The sequence below is a fragment of the Clostridium sp. ATCC 25772 genome (genome assembly GCF_001573875.1).
GTDB classification, from domain to species: domain Bacteria; phylum Bacillota; class Clostridia; order Clostridiales; family Clostridiaceae; genus Clostridium_J; species Clostridium_J senegalense.
In genome coordinates this window covers 80,171-100,622 of record NZ_LFRG01000009.1, presented here as the reverse complement: position 1 = coordinate 100,622, position 20,452 = coordinate 80,171, and the positions used below count along the sequence as shown (strand labels likewise).

Below are 20,452 nucleotides of genomic sequence, written 5' to 3'. Positions count from 1 at the left end.
AACTTATTAAAGTGCGCCTATTTTTAAATATTTTATAGTTAAGATATAGTAAACCGAATAAAAGATTTTAAAGATGAATAAAAGGAGCTATCGCTAACGGATTTAAACCCGCTAATGCGACAGCCCCTTTTAAGAATTTATAGTTAAATTAGTTTTAGTTTTTAATTTTGCATATATAAAATGTACATATCTTATAAGAACGTATAAAACTATAATTATTGCAATATATTCAGAAGCCTTGCTTATGTAATTTAATAAGCTAGATTTCATATTTATTGAACCTAAAAATTTATTTGAAGCTTTTAAAGCTATAGCACTTATTACTAATGGAAATGTAAATGCTGAGTAGCTTGGATAAAACTCTATTTTAAGAAATTTAGGTAAAAGAATAATTACTGTTATTAATGTTATTAATGATAAAGCTAATAATATTCCAATTATAATAGAATTTTTTGCTTCAAATGAATTTATATATCCAGCAAGACAAAGACTAGCTGGTGCTGCAAAAATAGTTATAAGCGGTAATGTAGGCTTAGGAAGTTGCTTTATAACTAAAACTCTATAAAGAACTATAGGTAATAAAATTAAATAACATATAAACCCAAACCAAAATACAGTCTTACCAAAAGTTAAAGCATTAAAATTTGGAGCAGTTAAGCTTACCACTACAATACCTACATAAACTATGAAATAACTTGGGAATACTTTTTTTATATCAAATTTAAAAATAAACTTTATAGTAAAGTAGAGCATTAATACAAAATGTATAATGATGCCTAAAATCCAAAACATAAAAGCACATTTGTAAGAATAAGGTTTTATATATGTTGATAAAATAATTACTCCCATAGAAAATGTAGGGGTTACACTAGCTATTACTGGGTTTTTTAAATCATCTATAACAGATTTTGGATTAATAAAAAATTTTAACACAAGACATATAAAAATTATTGCAGAAATAGCTCCAAATATATTTTTATATATAGGACTATAGTTTGCAACTAAATTTCCCGTAGATGCTAAGGCTAGCATTAATCCAGCAATAGGGAGTGGTATTAAGTTAAAAAATTTTTTCATATTTAATACCTACTCTTTATCAATATTTTTTAAATTAAGTTCTCTAACTATTATGCTAGCAGCCTTTTCTGCAACTTCACCAGTAAATGATATACATTGAGCCTTGTGTTCACCAGAACCCATATCCATACCTTGAGTATGTACTTTACAACATAAGCAACCATGATTTTGTCTAAAACTTTCTTGAAGTTCATTTGCAAGTTTTAAAGTATTTTCTACTTTTTTGTCTCCGCCTTTAGTTCTACCAAAGAAATAACCAAGACAAAGAATACCACCAGAAACTGCTCCACATACACATTTTGAACGTCCTATACCTACAGGAAATCCAGATGCCATAGCAACCATTTCATCAGGCATGTCTAATTCAAAGTTATTTTTTATAGAATAAACTATAGCTTCAGAACAAAAGAAATCACCTTTTCTAAAAAGTTCTTCTGCATCTGATTTGATTTTTTTGATACTTACTTCAGTTTTCATATTAAATCCTCCTAATTGTATATAAAGTAGTGCAAGAATATAAAATTTTAATATACTCATTAAATTAATAATATAGATTTCTATATATTAAAATCTAACAAAAAACATACCAGTTTAGAAATAGAAAAAACAAATAGAAAAAAAATATCTATAGGTATTTAAAATATGCGAGAATTATTGAATTGAAATTTGAAAAATATTAAAATTAAAATAATTTATAAAATACATATTAAGAATAGAAAATTATAAGCAAAAAAGTTGAAATTATATTAAATATTATTAAATTTTAACTTTTTAATTCTATGATTTAGTATAATAGGAATAAATAAAAATCAGAAATGAAAAGGTTTAAAGCAAAAATTATTAGTATAATTTTAGTTTAAATTTCAATTTTAGGGGGAAGTATACATGGACATTTTTATGATTTTAGCAGCATTTGGTGGAGGTGCTTTTGCAGCAGCAATAGGAGCTTTGCCAGCATTTATACTTGTAGGAATAGTTGGACTTACGGGACTCACCGTATCAACAGGTCCAATTAATATGGTCGATGGTGTTGCTTTTGGTGCTTTTCTAGGCCCACATATTTCTTTTGCTGCTGGAGTTGGAGCTGCAGCTTTTGCGCATAAAATTGGTGAACTTGAGTCAGGAGCTGATCTTTTAACACCACTTAATAAGTTTTCAAATCCATTAATTTTATTAGTAGGTGGTGTATTTGGAGTAATTGGATGTGTGTTAAATTATTTATTTCTAGAAATCGTACATGTTCCAGCAGATACAGGCGCATTGACAGTTTTAGTGTCCGGGATTATTGCAAGATTAGTATTTGGTAAAAGTGGTATATTAGGAGATATAAAAATTAAAGAAAGAAAATATTGTCCTAATGGTAAAGAAATAATTTATTTAATAGTATTAGGTTTAGGTGCTGGTTTAGTAAGTTCATATTATGCAGTAACAACAGGAATTGCAGTATTAGGTTTTTTTATTAGTGCGGCTACGTTAATTTTTGCGCAGATGGGATTTGCAGTACCAGTAACACATCATATAACTTTAATGGCAGGACTAGCTGGCGTTACTAGTGGTAATATTTATATTGGCGCTGCTTTTGGTATTGTTGCAGCGATAGTAGGTGATATAGTAGGTAAGACTTTAAATAGTCATGCTGATTCACATATTGACCCACCAGCAACAACAAACTTTTTACTTTCGCTAATAATAACTCTTTTATTATAGAATGTATTTTAATAAAGAATATCGTAGATACAAGTATTTTTACATATTATAAGGTTTTAAGATGAACTGAAAGTTATTTATTAAATGATAAAGTTTGAGATTGATATAATATTAGTAGTTAATAACTTATTTTGGTAAAAAAATGATTAATAATTTTATAATCCTAGATAGGATTTAAAGATAAGATTGTGGATGTTTAAAAATTTTATAATAGCTTAATATTAAAAACATAAGAAAAGAGAAATTAGTATAATATTTCTAATTTCTTTCTTTATTTAATTTTATAAAAACACTAAGGATAAGTATGAAATAATGCATTTTAAGTTGATTATATATAAAGGTAAACAAAAAATGTATATAATAGAATGTAAGTATGTAGTTTTATGAAAAGGGGGATAATTGTGGAAACGAAAAGTGCTTTAGAAATAAAAGATTTAAGAAAAAGTTTTGGAAGCAAAAATGTTTTAAATGGTGTAAATATAGAAGTTTATAGAGGTGAAATCATAGGATATATAGGTCCTAATGGTGCCGGTAAGAGCACTACTGTTAAGTTAATATTAGGATTATTAGAAGATTATGATGGAGAAATAAAAGTTTTAGGAGAAAACATAAAAAATAGTGATGGAAGCTATAAAAAAAGAATAGGCTATGTTCCAGAAGTAGCAGATGTTTATGAGAGTTTAACAGCAAAAGAATACTTAACATTTATAGGTCAATTATATGGTATGGAATATGATGATATAGATAAAAAAGCAAAAGAATTAATGGAGGTTTTTAATGTAGGGGAGTCCTATAATTCTAGGTTATCTAATTTTTCAAAGGGTATGAAACAAAAGGTAATGATAATAGCTAGTATTTTGCATAATCCAGATATATTATTTTGGGATGAACCATTAAGTGGGTTAGATGCGAATATAATAATGATAGTTAAAGAACTTTTAGAAGAATTGGCATCTAAAGGAAAAACTATATTTTATTCATCACATATTATGGATGTTGTAGAAAAAATAAGTGATAGAATAATTCTTATAAATGAAGGTACAGTTATTGCAGATGGAACATTTGAGGAATTAAAATTGCAAATAAATGAAGGTTCATTAGAAAATATATTTAATGAATTAACTGGATTTAGTATGCATAAAGAGACAGCAAAAAAAATTATATCTATAGTTGAAGGAGAGGTATAGTTGTGTGGGAGTTTAAAATTCTAAAACTAATAGATAAATTTAAATGGGTCTACGAAAAATTAGGTGTAGATTATGATATGATGAGTCTAATATTAAAAATGAAACTTACTACAGACAGTAGAAAGACTCCAACGGTTTTAAGTAATACTAATGATGATAAGAAAGAAGAAAAAAATCAGTTTAAAAGTGCATTGAAGTATTATTTATTTTTAGGTATAGTTTTTATGTTTGTTATTATTCCAGATATAAATGTAATGGCTAAAATGAGTATGTACTTTTCAATGATTATGTTTTTTATTTTATCTATTTTCATATCTGATTTTTCAACTGTTATCTTAGATGTTAGAGATAAAACTTTAATTGGAACTAAAGGCGTAGATTTAAGGACTATAAATGCTGCAAAATTTACACATATAATTATATATATTTGTGAAATTACACTTGCTCTTTGTGGATTTTCTCTTATAGCATCTTTAAGATATGGTATTTTATTTTTTATAGTATTTTTTATAGAAGTAATTTTTATAGATTTATTTCTTGTAACAATAACAGCATTAGTATATTATTTAGTACTAAAGTACTTTGATGGTGAAAAACTTAAGGATATAATAAATTTTATACAAATACTTTTAACTGTAATAATTACGATAGGATATCAATTTATTGGAAGATTGTTTGATTTTGAAAACATTAGTGGGGCGTATACTGCTAAAATAGCTCATTATTTTTTACCACCACTTTGGTTTTCAGCACCATTATCAATTGCAAAAAATAAACAATTAGATATAGGCATAAGTATATTAGCAATATTAGCAGTAATTGTACCAATATTAAGTATAATTTTATATTTTAAAACAGCAAAAAGCTTTGAAGAGTATTTGATAAAATTAAATGAAAATTCGCAAACATCTAATAAAGAAAAAGGGAAATTTACTTTAAAGTTAAGTAAATTTATATGTAAAAATAAAACAGAGAGAGCGTTCTTTAATTTTTCCTGTGAAATGTTAAGTAAAGAAAGAGATTTTAAACTTAAGGTTTATCCATCATTAGCTATGGGTGCTATATTTCCTTTGATATTTTTACTTATAAACATTGGAAATATAAACAATATAGCAAGCAGTATTCAAAGCATATCACAAGGTAAATCTTATTTTACATTTTATGCTTTAATAATGTTTGTATCACCAATGATAACAATGATCCAATTTTCCAAGGAGTATAAAGGTGGATGGATTTATAAGGCATTACCTATAGAAAATTATAACTTGATTTATAAGGGTTCAATAAAAGCCTGTATTTATAAATTTATTATGCCTGTAGTTATTCTAGACGGGATAATATACTTAATAATTTTCAAATGGAAATTTATTATACATTTAATTATAATGATTTTCGTTATGTTATTAATGATATTAATAGATTTAAAATGTATAGGTATAGGATTACCATTTTCTATGAAGTACAGTCCAAGTGAAAATAAAAAATCCCTAGGAGCGTATATGTTGTCGTTTATTATAACTGGGGCAATATGGGGAGGACACTATATTGCAACCACTATTTCCTATGGAATTTACGGATATTTAATAATAATATTTATTGCAACAATAATAAGTTGGCATTTAACATTTAAAAATAAAAACAATTCAAAAGACATAATTTCATAATTAAGAAATTAGCTAGTCATTGGTATCTACGTCATAAATAAGATATCAGAGGCTAGCTTTATTTATTATCAAGTATAATCTTATAGGGTTTCAAGTTGACTCTTAAAGTTATTCATTTATCAAATGAGAAAACTTAAATTAATATTTTTTTAATAACTAACAGATTATTTTAGTTAAAAGTTAAGAGTGAATAGTTGTGGTTATTACTACTCACTTCGTTCCTAGTAATTTTCAACGTACCTTTTTATAAATTTGTAAAGCAAATTATATTGATAGATTTTTTAAAATCATTTTCAGAAAGTGGTTGCCACTTTCATCCTAAATTCATAACTAAATATATTTGCACTTGTTTCCCTATAGCTTTAAATCTAAATAAAAAATAACGTATATTTTTATTTAAAATTTCAATTATATATTGTTCAAAATTTTACTATGCTCTAAAATAAAAAATGTAAATAATTTAAAAGAAAAAATATAAGAAACTAGGGGGGAGGAGGTTACCAAAATAAAACATAGGGTTTAAGATTTGGTAACTAGGATTAAAATGAATAATAAAAACAAGGGTATTGCTTTAGTATTAATAGCTACTTTATTTTGGAGCATGATGGGTATTACAAGCAGAAATTTATGTATTGCAGGGTTAGATGAAAAAAGCATATCATTTTTTAGAGCGTCTATAGCAACAGTATGCTTTTTACTATGGCTATTAAAAAATAATAGGCAAGCTTTTAAAATTGATATAAAGGGATTAGTAATATGTTCTTTTTATGGAATTGGTACATTTGCATTGTGTTTTATTGCATTTAACTTGTCTGTGTCCAAAATTCCAATATCAATAGCTACTGTACTAATGTTTACAAATTCTATATGGGTAACTATATTTAATGCAATATTTTTTAAAGAAAAAATAACAGTAAAAAAAGTATTTGTAATCATTTTTGCAATGATTGGGTGCTTATGTATAGCTAATATTTTAGGTGGGGAAAAAGTAAAGTTAGATATCATAGGAGCTGTTGCGGGGGTAGCTACTGGAATGTTATTTGCACTTCAGATTGTTATTCCTAGATTTTATATAGAAAAATATAAAAAAGATACAATGTTGATATATGGATTTTTAGCAGCTACATTGTTTTTAGCCATGTTTACTAATTTTAAGGATATAAAAGTAGCTGTTATAACTAATAATAATCCAATAGTGGTTATATTAAATATTTTATCAATCGGCTTTCTAAGTACATTTATATCAAATACATTTTATGTGAAAGCTACTGAGTACATAGATACAAGTTTAACTAGTATATTAGTTGCTTTAGAGCCAGTTTTAGGTAGTGTATTTGCATTTTTTATATTTGGTGAAATGTTAAATGGCATTCAAATAATTGGATCAATAATAATATTGATGTCTGCTATTTTTTTAGAGTATGATTTTTCTAGATTTAAAAAAAATAAGCAGATTAAAAGTTCTATATAATTAACTTCATTTATAATAAAAGAAGTATAATATTGTGTTATACTTCTTTTATTAATTAGATTTTAAGTATAGTTGTACTTATTTTCTCTTAACTTATAACAAAAATTTGATGTATAAATTTAAGTTTATATCCCTATATATAAGATAAAATACGTTATATTTGCAATAAATCAATAAAAGTAAAATTCATAAATTTGGTCTTAGAAAACATAAAAAATAAAATACATAGACTTAATTAAATTTTATAAAATAAGGAACGGAGCGTTATATGATGGAAATATTAAAAAATATATTAGATATAGAAAGATGTATAAAAGAAAATAATTTTGTAATATTATATTTTTCAAATGAAAGTTGTGAAGTTTGTAATGTGTTAAAAAGCAAAGTAGATAAAATAGTTAATTCTTATGAAAAGTTAAAAAGCTTTAAAATAGAAATAAATGATTGTAAAGAAGTTATTTCTAGATATGATATATTTGATATACCTACAGTGGTATTTTATATAGATGGAAAAGAAGTTTTAAGGGAAAGAAGATATATAAATTTAAGTGAATTAGATAAAAAAATTAATATATACTATAATTTATGTAATAGATAAAAAATTCATTTAGATATAAGAAATAGGAAATATATATATAAAAAGTTAATTTATATATATAACTATTTTAATATATGTTATAATTAATTATTGTAGAATAAATGTAAAATTAGTTATTTTTGTAGTACAATTGTCGTTAAATTTGTTGTTTTAAAAAATAAAGAGGATTCATCTTGAATATCTTTTTTTTTATGTGAAAATAGTTAACAACTTGATAAAAGTCTATAGTATAAATTAATAATAATTTACATTTGTGAAATGTTTTTTAGAAATAAAAAAAGGTATAATAGAGTATATTCAAAGGTCACAATTGGAAAAAAGTTAAAAATAAATATAATAAATTTATGGTATAAATTTAGGGGATATTATGTAGTTACGCGCTATAGAATCATTAATAATTTGCTTTACTTGAGTATTAAAAGTTATAGTATAATAGGTATGTAAATAGGTTATAAAAGCAAATGGTTTAGGAGGAATTATGAGTTACAATATTGCAATATGTGATGATATTAAGCTTCATAGGAAAGAAATTATAGATATATTAAAAGAAATTTGCAATAAGTCTATAATAGAAATTAATATAGATGAATTTGAAAATGGTGATGACTTAGCAATAAAAATAAAAGATAATCCATATAAATATGATATAGTATTTCTAGATATTATAATGAATAGCACCAATGGTATAGATATTGGAAAGTTAATAAAGGGTTATAATGAAAGACTTATATTAGTTTTTATAACTTCTTCTAAGGAATATGTTTTTGATGGATATGATACTGGAGCATTAAATTATTTATTAAAGCCAGTTAATAAGGAAAAGTTAAAGTTAGTTTTTGAAAGAGCTATCTGTTCAATAACTAAAAAAGAGGAAGACTACTTTTGTTGCAAGTATAAAGGGGTAATAACAAAAGTTCCTTTAGATGAGATAGAATATTTTGAAAGTATTAGGAGGGTGATGTTTGTATGTACAGATACAACTAGTAATACTTTCTATGGTAAGATATCTGAAGTTGAAGAATTTTTACCACATAATCAGTTTGCAAGATGTCACAAAGGATACATAGTTAATATAAAGAAAATAAAAGAAATAAATAAAGGGGAAATAACATTAGAATCTGGTAAAATTATACCTATAAGTAAAACTTATTTAGAAATTATAAAATTTAAATTTGTAGATTATTTAAATGATTGGTGTAAATAATATATTTAATTAAAAAGATATTACAATTTTAAATGATTCGGAGCATGTCTCACTATTTTAGGTATCCAAGTTTTGGAATGGATAATTTTAAAAGTCAACTTGGAACCCTATGTAAGGAAACAAGCTCCAAATTAAATTTATTTAATAACTTTAAAATATTTTTATACAAGATGCAGTGTTGAATTTTAAGTGATTCGGAGTATGTCTCACTATTTTGGGTATCCAAGTTTTGAAATGAATAAATTTAAGAGTTAACCTGGAACCCTATATGAAATATAAAAAACTATGAAGTTAGATATTATATCTAACTTCATAGTTTTTTTGAGGAAAGTTAAGAACAATCAATTTCTAGAGAATCATCAGGTTCATTTGAATTTATATAAATTAAAGATTTTTTTATAACAAAGAATGAAATTACAAGACATAAACCTTCAGAAATTATAGTTGTAAACCATATTCCAGAACCACCAAACATATTAATCATTACTAAAAGAACCATAGAAACCAATATAAGTCCCCTTGATAATGAAATTATAGTAGCATATATAGGTTTTTCAATGGAAGAAGAAAATCCAGAAATTAATATATTATAACCTAAAATTAAAAAGGAAAAAGAATATATTCTAAATGATTTTACCGAGTAAGAAAATAGCTCTAAGTTTTCTTTACTTATAAAAATGTTTACTATTTCATTAGCAAATATTATAGATATAGTAAATATTAAAATTGATGCAAAGGTTATTGCTTTAAAGGACATTTTTAAAAGTTGTTTAATACTGGTGTTATCTTCTTTTCCAAAATAAAAGCTAGATAGTGGTTGCATTCCTTGTGTTATACCAATCATTGTCATTAGAACTAAGGTACTAACGTAACATATAACGCTATAACTTACTATTCCATTTTCGCCTATATATTTTAAAATGCTTTGATTAAATAATAATATAACAACTCCAGATGTAAGTTCTGTTATAGCATCAGGGAATCCTATAAGTATTATTCTTTTTATAGTGTTAAATTTAAATTTAAATTTAGTTAGTTTTAGTTTAGAAACTTTTCTACAAAAATGACTAAAGAAAAATATTGTTGATATTACTTGTGAAATACCTGTTGCAACTGCAGCGCCCTCAACTCCTCTGTTTAGTTTTATGACGAATAGGTAGTCAAGAACTATATTAGTTATTGCAGAAAGAACAACTCCTATTATTGCCAAGTAAGGATAGCCATCAGTTTTCGTAAGAACTTCTAAACAATAAGAAACTATAAAAAATGTGTTGAAAACAATTATAATTTTAAGATATGAAATTACAAATGGTAAGGTGTTTTCAGTAGCACCTAAAAATAATGCAAGTTTGTCAATGTTAATATAGCTTAGTATGCTAATAGTTAGTGAGAATACAATCATAGCCACAAGGTTGAGGGTGAAAATTTCATTAGCATCTTTATTATTATTTTTTCCAAGGGAAATTGAAATTATTGTAGATGCACCGGTTGAAAAGAACATAGAAGATGCAAAAACAAAATTCACATAAGGCATAGCAATATTTACAGCAGCTAAAGCGATAGGTCCAACCACTCTACCAACAAACATACCATCAACCATAGTATAGATTGAGTAAACCCACATAGCTATTACTGAGGGGAATAAGTAATGCAAAAATTTTTTTCTTAGTGCCGACTTAGTGGCGACGGCATCAACAGAATTAGACATAAAAACACTCCTTAAAATTATTAAATTTTATAATAATATTTTTTTATTAAATTTATTTATAATTTAATAAAATATTATAAAATAATACTATAATAAAATTATAAACCTTGGTATAATACCAAGGTCAAGGATTACCTAAATATAATAATATTTAAGTGTATAACAATAGAAGTGGAGTGGTTATTAAAAAATAGTTAAAGTATAGATTAAAGTAATTTATATAGTAAATATAAAACTAAACATTGTACAAGCAAGTACAGGAGATATAGTTAAGAGGTGTTATTTTGAAAGATTATTATAAAATTGGAGAAATCTCTAAAATATATGGAATTGGAAGAGATTCGCTTATGTATTATGAAGAGTTAGGTATTTTAAAACCTATAAGAGATACTAATGGATATAGACTTTATAGCATAAGTGATATATGGAAACTAAATTTAATTAAAGAATTAAGAACATTAAATTTTTCTATGAAAAAAATAAAGGATTATATAGATAATAGAAACATAGAAATTACTAAGGAAGTTTTAAAAGAGGAAATACATATAATTGACAAACAAATAAAAGATTTAAGTAAACAAAAGGAAAATATAATTAATAGATTAAACAATATAGATAATGTAGTAAATGGTTGTGAACTTTATACTATAAAAGTTGTCTATATGAATGAAAGAAAAGCTCTTAAGCTTAATGGAGATATATCTAGAGATGAAGATGTAGACTTTTTAGTTAAAAAATTACAGAAAAAATTTGAAGAAAAATTTTATGTTTTAGGGAACAAAAATATAGGTGCTATATATGATTTAAATCAGTTAAAAGAAAACATATACAATCAGTATAAATCAGTATTTTGTTTGTTAGAGGACAAGGAAAAATCATATAATCTTTTACTTGAAAAAGGATATTATGTTACTTATTCATATAGAGGATCATATTGTACAAATAAAGAACACTTACCTAAGATTTTAGAATTTATAAAAGAAAATAATTATAAAATTAAAAGCGAGCCAATTGAAATATATAAAATAGATGTTCACGAGACATCATTAGATAATGAATATATTACTGAAATTCAATTTCCAGTTGAAAAATATTAGTAATAGGTAAAGCCGTAGTTTAAAAATTACGGTTTTATTTAATTTTAAGTTTTCTATTTATTTTAATTGAATTTTTTCTAGATGATTTTAAAAAACTATGTCTTTTGGAAACCATTAAGCATAAATTTTACTTTCTCTATATAGTGCCACTTTTTATTTAATAAGTATATATTATATTATGTAGAACTATATAATTTTAAGTATTTTCCAGTATGTTTTACTATTTTAGATATTCAAGTTTTTAAATGAATAATTTAAAAAGGCTATAGTTCTATGAAAATTTTAATTTGTTAATAGGTTGTATAAAAACTACTTATTAGCTTAGCTAAGGAGGAGTAGTATGAAAAACAAATTAAAATCTATACAAGGTAAATTAATGTTTATTATGAGTATAATTATAATTCTAATTGTACTTCTATTTAGCTTTATAATTATAGGATTAAGTAGTAATTTCTTTTCAGATAAAGTTACAGAAATATTTACTACAAATGTAAAAGGAGCTAGTGAGTCTATTCATCAGCTTATGGACAAGGAAGTAGGACAATTAGATAGCTATCAAGAAGGCTATATTCAATTAGTTATAGATAGTAACGGACAAGCTACTGATGAAAAGATAATAACTTTAAATAAAGAGATATTAGAAACATTTAATAATGAGAAAAAAAATAATAATTTTATAGAAGAAATATTTATAACTAATAAAGAAGGGAAAATATTACTTGCTACTAACCCAAGTATTATAGGCGAAAGCATTAGTAATGAAGAATTTTTTATAAAAACTATGGATAATGATGAAAAAAATATTTCTTCAGTAAAAAAATCTTTAATAAGTGATAATTTAGTATGTGTGGCATCTAAGCCCATAGTAGATAAAAATAATAAATTTAATGGAACTATATGTAAAGAAATAAAAGTGGAAAGTTTTACTGAAATAGTGGAAAAATTTAAGAATGATGGATTTTACAATTATTTAGTTGATAAAAATCATAATGTTTTATTCCATGAAGATAGGAGTTTAATCGGTAAGAGTATAAATCTTGATGCACTAAATGAATTATTAAACAATGGAGATATAAAAGATAATGGTTTATTTGAATATAAATACAATGGTGAAAAAAAAGTTTCTGCATATTCTAAAATAGATGGAACAGACTGGATTATGTTTTCAAGTGGATCTAAAAAAGATATGTTAGCTCCAGTTATGAATATGGTGGTTAAAATACTAATTGTATTTATAGTTGTTATATTTATAGGTATATTTGTTATGTATGTGTTTGGAAAAAAAATCACCAAACCTATAAAATTATTAAGCGGCAAAGTAAAAAAAGTAGCAGATGGTGATTTATCTATAAAGGTTAATGAGATTAATAGTGATGATGAAATTGAAATACTAGCTAATGATGTAAATAAGATGATAGAAAGCTTAAAAAATCTAATAGGAAGTTCTTTTTCATCTGTAGAGCAATTAGAAAAATCATCAACAGAATTAAAAAATATTAATGAAAATTTTAGAGAATCCAATGCTGAAATAAAGGCATCTATAGATGAAATAACTCAAGGAATAGTTGTTCAAGCAAATGATGCTGAAAAAGTAAGTTTAAAAACTCAAGCCTTAGAAGAAAAAATAGAATTGTTAGCAAATAAAAATTTACAAATGGAAGAACAAGGTAAAGAGGTCATGGATTCATTAAATGATAGCACATCAAAAATTAAGTTTTTAGCAGAAGCTAATAAAAATTCTATAGATAGCTTTGAAACAGTTAAAAATTCAGTATTAACATTAATAGAACAAATGAGTGATATTTCAACTATTGTGGTTACGATAAATAAAATATCTCAGCAAACTAATTTATTGTCATTAAATGCATCTATTGAAGCAGCTAAAGCAGGTGAAATGGGTAAAGGTTTTGCTGTGGTAGCAGAAGAAATTAGAGTATTATCTCATGAAACGGAAGATGCGACTGAAAATATACAATCCATAATTTCAGGTATAAATAAAGTAATAAAATCTACAGAAAAGGCTTTTGAAACTTCTAATGATTTAAGCAAAGAACAAGTAGAGTCATTCAATATGATGAGGCAATCTTTTTTAAATATGAATAAGTGTTTAAAAAATATGTTTGATGCTATGACTATTATGAATAATGAAATTGGAACAATTAATTTAACTAAAAAAGATGTTGTGGACTCTATAAATCAGGTTGCAGCAGTAGCGGAAGAAGTTGCAGCACTAGCAGAAGAAGTTAATAAATCTACAACAGATCAAACAGGATCACTTGAAATGATAACTCGAAGTACAGATGAATTATTAATACTATCAGAAACAATAAAAGAAACCATATCATATTTTAAGTTAGAAAATTAATAATATTTTTAAGCCATTAGAATAATATTATCCTGATGGCTTTTTGTGAGGATTTTAACATGGAGAATAAATTAATTATAAATTTTAATATGATTTTTAATAAAAGTTATGTGTTTATATTGTGAATTATCTTATAAGAGAATTAAAGATATAGATGAATATTGCTATCTAGTAAGATTTTAAATTCATATACAGTATAACAATGTTTTGCTATACTGTATATATAATAAATAAACATCTATAAAAAGGAGGTTTTTAATATGGAACAAGATTTAATTTCAAAAAAAGAACTTTTAGAATTAACAGGAATTTCTTATGGACAACTTTATAGATGGAAAAGAAAAAAAGTAATACCAGAAGAATGGTTTATGAAAATAGCAACTTTTACAGGTCAAGAAACTTTTTTTCCACGAGAAGAGGTTTTGGAGAGGATAAATAAAATAATAACATTAAAAGATGAAGTATCTTTAGATGATATGGCCAATATGTTTTCATCTAAACCAGAAAATTTTAAAATAAATGAAAAATTGTTATTAGAAAGAAAACTAGTTTCTGTAGCAACACTTACATTATATAAATATAATTTTGGTAATTGTTTGGAATTTAATTTTTCAGAAAGTGTTGCATTGAGTTTATTTGATAAATTACTTAAAATAAAAGGGATTTCTATTAATGATGTAGTTAGTATAATAGAGGATATAAAAGAAAGATTTGATGATATTCAATGTGAAGATTATAATTTGGTAATATTAAAAAAGAATAATTCAGAAGAATTGTTTATAATTTTTGCTAATGATAAAGTATTAGAGATTGGTGGGGTAAAAGTAGTTGAGGTTATAAACTTGAAAAATATAATAAATTCATTAAAAGAAATCTGGTTAGAAGATTAAATAAATTAATATATAAATTAATTTATTTAATTAAAATTATGAATAAAATTTAAAATATCAATTTAAATATAAAAATATTCAATAAAAGTGTTTACTAAAGAGAATGGTTAGCATATAATTGTTAATATAAGGAGGAATTTATAATATGTATAAAGTTCTTAGTAAGTGTCCTGTATGTAATCATAGTTTGAAAATTATTAAATTAAAGTGTAATAAATGTAATACCGTTATAGAAAATGAATTTATGTTCTCTAAGTTTGAATCTCTTTCAAAAGATCAGCTAAATTTTATAGAGGTTTTTTTAAAATGTAGAGGAAGTATAAAAGATGTTGAAAAGGAACTAGGTGTTTCTTATCCAACGGTTAGAGGAAAATTGGATGATGTTGTTGAGTCACTTAATTTAAATGTACCTAAAGAAGATGAATTTGTTAAAACATCGAGTAATAATGAAATTTTAGATATGCTTGAAAATGGGAAAATAACAGCAGAAGAAGCAATGAATTTATTAAAATAATTAAAGGGTTCTTAAAAGTATATAAGAACCTATTGAGATAATATACAGAAAATTCAAAAAAGGAGAGGAAAATATGCAAACAGAAATTTTAAGAGTTTTAAAAATGATAGAAGAAGGAAAAATTGATGCAGAAACTGGAGCAAGCCTTATAGCATCATTAAAAAATAGTGAAGAGGAAAATTTAGAAATTAAAGATGAATATGATAATAAGAATATATCAAAAAAATTAGATGAAACTCAAATACAACTGTTAAAAGAAGAAGGGGAGAAATTTATAGCTGAAACTCCTAAAAACAGTGAAATTATGTTGTATGTTTTTGTAATTTCTAATGATGGAGACAAAGTTAAAATAAAAATACCTATAAAATTTATAAAGTTAATGTTAGCAGCAACTAATAAAATTCCATCTATGTCAAAAGTTGAGGATAAGGTGGATATGGACTTAATAAGAAATGCTATAGATCAAGGAATTACAGGAAGAATTGTAGAAGTTGAAAGTGCAGAAGGCGATATTGTAATAGTTGAAATAAAATAAATTTATTTTGAAAAATGTTAATTAAAAAGTAATAAAGTAGGTAGAACTATGAAAATAATTATAAAGGAAAATATGGGGAGAAAATTCATTATACCAATTCCTATGTTTTGTATATCCATAGCTATAAACTGCATATCATTAGCTGGAAAGTATGGAAGGAAAAATAAAAATTCACACTCTAAAATAAATGAAGAATCATTAGAGATATTAAAAAACATTGATAAAAGAATATTAAAAAAAGCATTTAAAGATTTGAAAAAAAGTTGTAAGGGTATGGTTATAGTTGATATAGAAGAACATGACGGAAGCTATGTAAAAATTATAATATAAATTAAAATTTTAGCTTAAAGAATTAAATATTAGAATTTTAAAATGAAATTCTAATATTTAATTTTATAAAAAGGTATATTTTAGGGGGATTTTATGGGAGAAATTGTACAAATAAAAAATGTTAAGAAAACTTTTATAGTAAAGAAGAAAAAATTTTTTAAAACTATTGAAAAAACAGAATTTAAAGCTGTAAAAGATGTAAGTTTTAATATTAAAAAAGGGGAGATTTTTGGACTTTTAGGGCCTAATGGAGCAGGAAAAACAACTGTTATAAAAATGATAATGGGACTTTTAAGACCAACAGATGGAACAATAATGGTTAATGGAATAGATAGTGAAAAAGAGCAAATAAAAGCCTTATCACAGATAGGAAGTATTTTAGCAGGGGACAGAAGTGTATATTGGAAGTTGACGGCGAGAGAAAATTTAGAATATTTTGCAAGTTTGTATGGATTTAGTTCAAAAGAGGGGAAAGAAAGAACTGAAAAAATGTTGACAAAATTAGGTATAATTGATAAAGCAGATATGACGGTGGAAAAATTTTCTACAGGTATGAAGCAAAAGGTTGCATTGGGAAAGGCACTTATACCTGATGCACCAATAATTTTACTAGATGAACCTACTTTAGGATTAGATCCACAATCTGCATTAAACTTAAGAGACATAATATTGTCATTGAAAAATGAAGGTAAAACAATTTTATTAACTACACATTATATGGAAGAAGCAGATTTTTTATGTGATAGAATTGCAATAATTGATAATGGAGAAATTATTGCTCTTGATACACCAGATAATTTAAAAGAAAGCATCTCAGATATTAGCAGTTTAAAAATTGAGGTTGATAATGTAAAAGAAGAAATGTTAAAAGAATTACAGTTAATCAATTTAATAGAAAATGTTAATTCCACATATTTATCCAATAAAGGAACCTATGAAATATTAATCCACCATAATGATGACACAGATATAATACAGCCTATTTTAAATATATTAAATAAATTTAATACAAGCATTAGCAATATCAATGTTTTAAAGCCTTCTTTGGAGGATGTTTTTATAAAATTAACAGGCAAGGCTTTAAGAGAGTAGGTGAGTAAATATGAAAAGGCTTAAGGTAATAATGGCAATGGGGAAAAAGGGATTAATAGAACTCGTAAGATATAGAGATTGGATAATAGGATTAATTATTTGGCCGGCAGTGTTTCCTTTGGTTTATATATTAAATGCTAGAGTATTGTCTGGTAAAGATGGAAGTCTTGCTGGTAATTTTGTGAAAATTACAGGTTATTCAGATTTTAAAGGGTATATTCTTATTGGTTCACTAGTGTATATGTGGGTAAACATGACATTATGGAGTTTTGGATCATTTTTAAGAAGTGAACAGAAAAAAGGGACTTTAGAGTCTTTATGGATATGTCCAATAAATAAATTTGACATTATAATAGGTGGTTCAGTTGTAACGGTAATAAGATCATTTATATATGTATTTATATCTATTTTAGAATATAAAATTTTATATGGATTACAGTTAAAAGGAAATTTACTTCAATGGATAGTAATTTTTGTTGTAATTCTAATAGGAGTTATTGGGATTGGAAGCATATTGGCAAGTTTAGTCTTATGGGTTAAAGAAGCTAATGTAGCTGTTCATATAGTAAGAGGAATAGTTATGGTGTTTGCAGGTATATCCTTTCCTATAATTGTTATGCCAAATTTTATGCAAATAATTTCTAAATCATTATCATTTACATTTGGAATTGAGGCTGCAAGGGCTGTCATGTTAAATGGTAGTAGTCTAATTGAGACAATAGAACCATTAATGTTATGTCTAGTACTAGGAGTAATATATTTTATTATTGGAAGGTTAATATTTGTGATATTAGAAAGAAAGGTAAGAGAAGAAGGTTCACTATCACGATTTTAGGGGGATTTTTATGAGTTTTAAGCATGTATTAAGGGTTATAAAACAAAAAATTATAATAAGGGCAAAAATATATTTTAGATACCAATTAAATGTATTGATGATTTTTGTAATGCCATTAATATGGTTGACACCTCAAATATTAATGGCTAAAGGATTTGGAGGAACTGCTGGCTTTAAAGAATTTACCGGAAGTGATGATTATGTAGGGTTTATGGTTATAGGTTTTATGATAGCAGTTTATTCTTCAAATACTATGTGGTCTATAGGATATAGTTTGAAGGAAGAAATGTGGGATGGAGTTTTAGAGTCAAATTGGACAACACCGGTAAATAGAATAGTATTAGTTTTAGCTAATGCTATATTTGAATTTATAACTGCTACATTTCAAGTACTACTTGTTGGTGTTATTTGTAGATTAGCTTTTAATTTCAATGTCTTTAGTAAAGAATTATTAAAATGCATAATATTTTTGATACCATTTCTATTTTCACTTATGGGATTAGGTTTAATTGTAGCAAGTTTAGTTCTTATAATAAAAAATGAAAATACAGTAATAGATGTATCAGATGGAATAATTCAAGGATTTTCAGGATCAACATTTCCTATAGAAGTATTACCAAGATTTTTACTTCCTATAAGTTTTATTATTCCATTAACATATATGAATAATAGTGCAAGGGTACTGCTTATAGGAGAAACTCCGTTTATGGATTTAAAATATGAATTTTTAATATTAGTTATATCAATGTTTGTATTTCTATTTCTTGGAGTTTTAACTTTTAACAAAGTAGAAAAGAAATGTAGACAAGAGGGCCTATCTGGATACTAGATATAAAAAATTATAGTATAGGGGATGAATACATGGGAGAAATTAAACCAGTTGAAAATGAAAAAATTAAACTATGGAATAAGAATTTTTTCTTACTTTGGCAAGGACAGCTAGTATCTGTTTTAGGTGATGTTATATACACTATAGCATTAGACTTTTGGATTTTAGACGTTACTGGTTCAACTGCTATTATGGGGCTTTTAAGTGCACTAACAATGTTGCCAAGGTTAATTTTAGGACCTTTTGCTGGGGTGTTTGTTGATAGATGGGATAGAAAAAGGATTATAGTTATAACAGATTTTATTAGAGGTGTTTTTGTTACATTTGTCGGTATTGCAGCCCTTATGGGATTTATAAAAGTGTGGATGGTATTTATTGTAGGGATTGTAAATGGATTATGTTCTGCATTTTTTAATCCAACAGTTATGGCTGTTAAACCAGATATAGTACATGAGTCAAAGCTTGTTCAAGCAAATTCAGCAACTAGTTTAGCACAGTCAGGTATGGACATGGTTGGAAATGCAGTTGGAGGGATAATATACGTTGCAATAGGAGCGCCATATATGTTTTTATTTAATGGAATTTCATATATATTTTCTTCTTTTACAGAGTTGTTTATAGATGTTCCTAAGTTAATAAATAAAAAAAATAAAATTTCATTTAAAGAGGATTTTAAAGAAGGATTTAAATTTATATGGAATTTTAAAACCTTAAGGGATGTTTTTTTATGTGTATGTTGTATAAACTTCTTTTTTAATGCAGGAATGATACTATTTATACCTTATTTTAAAGAAAATAAATTTTTAGGTATAGAAAGATATGGATATACGATGACTATAATGGCTATGGGCATGGTTTTAGGAAGTATTTTATTATCAGTATTTAAGTTAAAGAAAAAGCATAAATTTTATATATACAAGTATTCTTTAACACTATGGGCAGTAGAAATTGTGCTTTTTCCTTTAATTAAAAATTATAATATAATTGTTTTTATAATGTTTACAGCAGCGCTTTGTATAGCCGTATTCAACAACATATTTAATAGTACAATGATTCTTGTTATACCGAAAGATAAAAGGGGAAAGGTTTCAGCCATAGCATCTACACTAAGCATGGGATTAATGCCTTTAGGAAGTTTAGTTGGAGGATTTTTAGGTGAAATAATGAAGATAAAATATGCACTTTTAGTACTATATGTAATGGGATTAGTAGTATCAATAATGTGTGTGTCAGTAAAAGGAAGTAAAGATATAATAGAATTTGAAGGTAAGGAAAATGATATTAAAAATTTAATTAATAATACAAATAATTTATATGATATGTAATTTAAGATAATTTAAATTTAAAAT

19 protein-coding genes are annotated in these 20,452 nt (G+C 25.2%); 16 read left to right on the top strand and 3 right to left on the bottom strand.

Annotation, left to right across the window (positions count from 1 at the left end; all coding sequences use genetic code 11):
* Positions 1–129: 129 nt before the first annotated feature.
* Both AZI32_RS04660 and AZI32_RS04655 read right to left on the bottom strand, forming a co-directional pair.
* Positions 130–1,077, bottom strand: coding sequence for a TDT family transporter (locus AZI32_RS04660; RefSeq protein WP_061994733.1), 948 nt, complete (start codon positions 1,075–1,077; stop codon positions 130–132).
* A 9-nt stretch (positions 1,078–1,086) separates the two neighbouring features.
* Entirely contained in the window at positions 1,087–1,554 is a 468-nt protein-coding gene (locus tag AZI32_RS04655) for a C-GCAxxG-C-C family (seleno)protein (RefSeq protein ID WP_061994732.1), read from the bottom strand.
* A 408-nt stretch (positions 1,555–1,962) separates the two neighbouring features.
* On the opposite strand from AZI32_RS04655, the gene AZI32_RS04650 reads away from it, so the two are divergent.
* From AZI32_RS04650 to AZI32_RS04625, 6 genes are all read left to right on the top strand, one after another.
* The gene (locus tag AZI32_RS04650; RefSeq protein WP_082761138.1) at positions 1,963–2,784 is read left to right on the top strand and encodes a hypothetical protein; all 822 of its coding nucleotides are present in this window, start codon (positions 1,963–1,965) and stop codon (positions 2,782–2,784) included.
* 383 nt (positions 2,785–3,167) lie between these two features.
* Positions 3,168–3,971, top strand: a complete 804-nt coding sequence (locus AZI32_RS04645; protein WP_061994731.1) for an ABC transporter ATP-binding protein — start codon at positions 3,168–3,170, stop codon at positions 3,969–3,971.
* Positions 3,972–3,973: 2 nt separating this feature from the next.
* Entirely contained in the window at positions 3,974–5,635 is a 1,662-nt protein-coding gene (locus AZI32_RS04640) for a hypothetical protein (RefSeq protein ID WP_061994730.1), read from the top strand.
* 544 nt (positions 5,636–6,179) lie between these two features.
* On the top strand, positions 6,180–7,106 hold the full coding sequence (locus tag AZI32_RS04635; RefSeq protein WP_061994738.1) for an EamA family transporter: 927 nt from the start codon (positions 6,180–6,182) through the stop codon (positions 7,104–7,106).
* Between the two features lie 268 nt (positions 7,107–7,374).
* A complete protein-coding gene (locus AZI32_RS04630) occupies positions 7,375–7,704 on the top strand; it encodes a thioredoxin family protein (protein WP_242865260.1) in 330 nt (109 codons plus the stop codon).
* Between the two features lie 478 nt (positions 7,705–8,182).
* Complete coding sequence (locus AZI32_RS04625; protein WP_061994728.1) at positions 8,183–8,908, top strand: LytTR family DNA-binding domain-containing protein; 726 nt, start codon at positions 8,183–8,185, stop codon at positions 8,906–8,908.
* 331 nt (positions 8,909–9,239) lie between these two features.
* Here AZI32_RS04625 and AZI32_RS04620 read toward each other — a convergent pair whose 3' ends face one another.
* Positions 9,240–10,616: an MATE family efflux transporter gene (locus AZI32_RS04620; RefSeq protein ID WP_061994727.1), complete on the bottom strand. Its 1,377-nt coding sequence runs from the start codon at positions 10,614–10,616 to the stop codon at positions 9,240–9,242.
* A 284-nt stretch (positions 10,617–10,900) separates the two neighbouring features.
* Here AZI32_RS04620 and AZI32_RS04615 point away from each other — a divergent pair, with 284 nt between their 5' ends.
* From AZI32_RS04615 to AZI32_RS04570, 10 genes are all read left to right on the top strand, one after another.
* Positions 10,901–11,713, top strand: a complete 813-nt coding sequence (locus AZI32_RS04615; protein ID WP_061994726.1) for a MerR family transcriptional regulator — start codon at positions 10,901–10,903, stop codon at positions 11,711–11,713.
* 340 nt (positions 11,714–12,053) lie between these two features.
* Positions 12,054–14,078: a methyl-accepting chemotaxis protein gene (locus AZI32_RS04610; RefSeq protein WP_061994725.1), complete on the top strand. Its 2,025-nt coding sequence runs from the start codon at positions 12,054–12,056 to the stop codon at positions 14,076–14,078.
* Positions 14,079–14,338: 260 nt separating this feature from the next.
* On the top strand, positions 14,339–14,968 hold the full coding sequence (locus AZI32_RS04605; protein ID WP_061994724.1) for a DUF4004 family protein: 630 nt from the start codon (positions 14,339–14,341) through the stop codon (positions 14,966–14,968).
* A 145-nt stretch (positions 14,969–15,113) separates the two neighbouring features.
* On the top strand, positions 15,114–15,482 hold the full coding sequence (locus tag AZI32_RS04600; protein WP_061994723.1) for a DUF2089 domain-containing protein: 369 nt from the start codon (positions 15,114–15,116) through the stop codon (positions 15,480–15,482).
* A gap of 73 nt (positions 15,483–15,555) precedes the next feature.
* Positions 15,556–16,017 carry a hypothetical protein gene (locus tag AZI32_RS04595; RefSeq protein ID WP_061994722.1) on the top strand — a complete coding sequence of 154 codons (462 nt, stop codon included), beginning with the start codon at positions 15,556–15,558 and terminating at the stop codon, positions 16,015–16,017.
* Between the two features lie 48 nt (positions 16,018–16,065).
* The gene (locus AZI32_RS04590; RefSeq protein ID WP_061994721.1) at positions 16,066–16,347 is read left to right on the top strand and encodes a hypothetical protein; all 282 of its coding nucleotides are present in this window, start codon (positions 16,066–16,068) and stop codon (positions 16,345–16,347) included.
* Positions 16,348–16,440: 93 nt separating this feature from the next.
* Positions 16,441–17,439, top strand: coding sequence for an ATP-binding cassette domain-containing protein (locus tag AZI32_RS04585; RefSeq protein WP_061994720.1), 999 nt, complete (start codon positions 16,441–16,443; stop codon positions 17,437–17,439).
* A 10-nt stretch (positions 17,440–17,449) separates the two neighbouring features.
* Positions 17,450–18,274, top strand: a complete 825-nt coding sequence (locus AZI32_RS04580; protein WP_061994719.1) for an ABC transporter permease — start codon at positions 17,450–17,452, stop codon at positions 18,272–18,274.
* Positions 18,275–18,284: 10 nt separating this feature from the next.
* A complete protein-coding gene (locus AZI32_RS04575) occupies positions 18,285–19,103 on the top strand; it encodes an ABC transporter permease (RefSeq protein WP_061994718.1) in 819 nt (272 codons plus the stop codon).
* A gap of 32 nt (positions 19,104–19,135) precedes the next feature.
* A complete protein-coding gene (locus AZI32_RS04570) occupies positions 19,136–20,428 on the top strand; it encodes an MFS transporter (RefSeq protein WP_061994717.1) in 1,293 nt (430 codons plus the stop codon).
* Positions 20,429–20,452 lie beyond the last annotated feature (24 nt).

Bases quoted from the DNA above. Each gene is read 5' to 3' on its own strand.
- AZI32_RS04660 (WP_061994733.1), bottom strand. From the start codon at position 1,077: ATGAAAAAATTTTTTAACTTAATACCACTCCCTATTGCTGGATTAATG.
- AZI32_RS04655 (WP_061994732.1), bottom strand. From the start codon at position 1,554: ATGAAAACTGAAGTAAGTATCAAAAAAATCAAATCAGATGCAGAAGAA.
- AZI32_RS04650 (WP_082761138.1), top strand. From the start codon at position 1,963: ATGGACATTTTTATGATTTTAGCAGCATTTGGTGGAGGTGCTTTTGCA.
- AZI32_RS04645 (WP_061994731.1), top strand. From the start codon at position 3,168: ATGAAAAGGGGGATAATTGTGGAAACGAAAAGTGCTTTAGAAATAAAA.
- AZI32_RS04635 (WP_061994738.1), top strand. From the start codon at position 6,180: ATGAATAATAAAAACAAGGGTATTGCTTTAGTATTAATAGCTACTTTA.
- AZI32_RS04630 (WP_242865260.1), top strand. From the start codon at position 7,375: ATGATGGAAATATTAAAAAATATATTAGATATAGAAAGATGTATAAAA.
- AZI32_RS04625 (WP_061994728.1), top strand. From the start codon at position 8,183: ATGAGTTACAATATTGCAATATGTGATGATATTAAGCTTCATAGGAAA.
- AZI32_RS04620 (WP_061994727.1), bottom strand. From the start codon at position 10,616: ATGTCTAATTCTGTTGATGCCGTCGCCACTAAGTCGGCACTAAGAAAA.
- AZI32_RS04610 (WP_061994725.1), top strand. From the start codon at position 12,054: ATGAAAAACAAATTAAAATCTATACAAGGTAAATTAATGTTTATTATG.
- AZI32_RS04605 (WP_061994724.1), top strand. From the start codon at position 14,339: ATGGAACAAGATTTAATTTCAAAAAAAGAACTTTTAGAATTAACAGGA.
- AZI32_RS04600 (WP_061994723.1), top strand. From the start codon at position 15,114: ATGTATAAAGTTCTTAGTAAGTGTCCTGTATGTAATCATAGTTTGAAA.
- AZI32_RS04595 (WP_061994722.1), top strand. From the start codon at position 15,556: ATGCAAACAGAAATTTTAAGAGTTTTAAAAATGATAGAAGAAGGAAAA.
- AZI32_RS04590 (WP_061994721.1), top strand. From the start codon at position 16,066: ATGAAAATAATTATAAAGGAAAATATGGGGAGAAAATTCATTATACCA.
- AZI32_RS04585 (WP_061994720.1), top strand. From the start codon at position 16,441: ATGGGAGAAATTGTACAAATAAAAAATGTTAAGAAAACTTTTATAGTA.
- AZI32_RS04580 (WP_061994719.1), top strand. From the start codon at position 17,450: ATGAAAAGGCTTAAGGTAATAATGGCAATGGGGAAAAAGGGATTAATA.
- AZI32_RS04575 (WP_061994718.1), top strand. From the start codon at position 18,285: ATGAGTTTTAAGCATGTATTAAGGGTTATAAAACAAAAAATTATAATA.
- AZI32_RS04570 (WP_061994717.1), top strand. From the start codon at position 19,136: ATGGGAGAAATTAAACCAGTTGAAAATGAAAAAATTAAACTATGGAAT.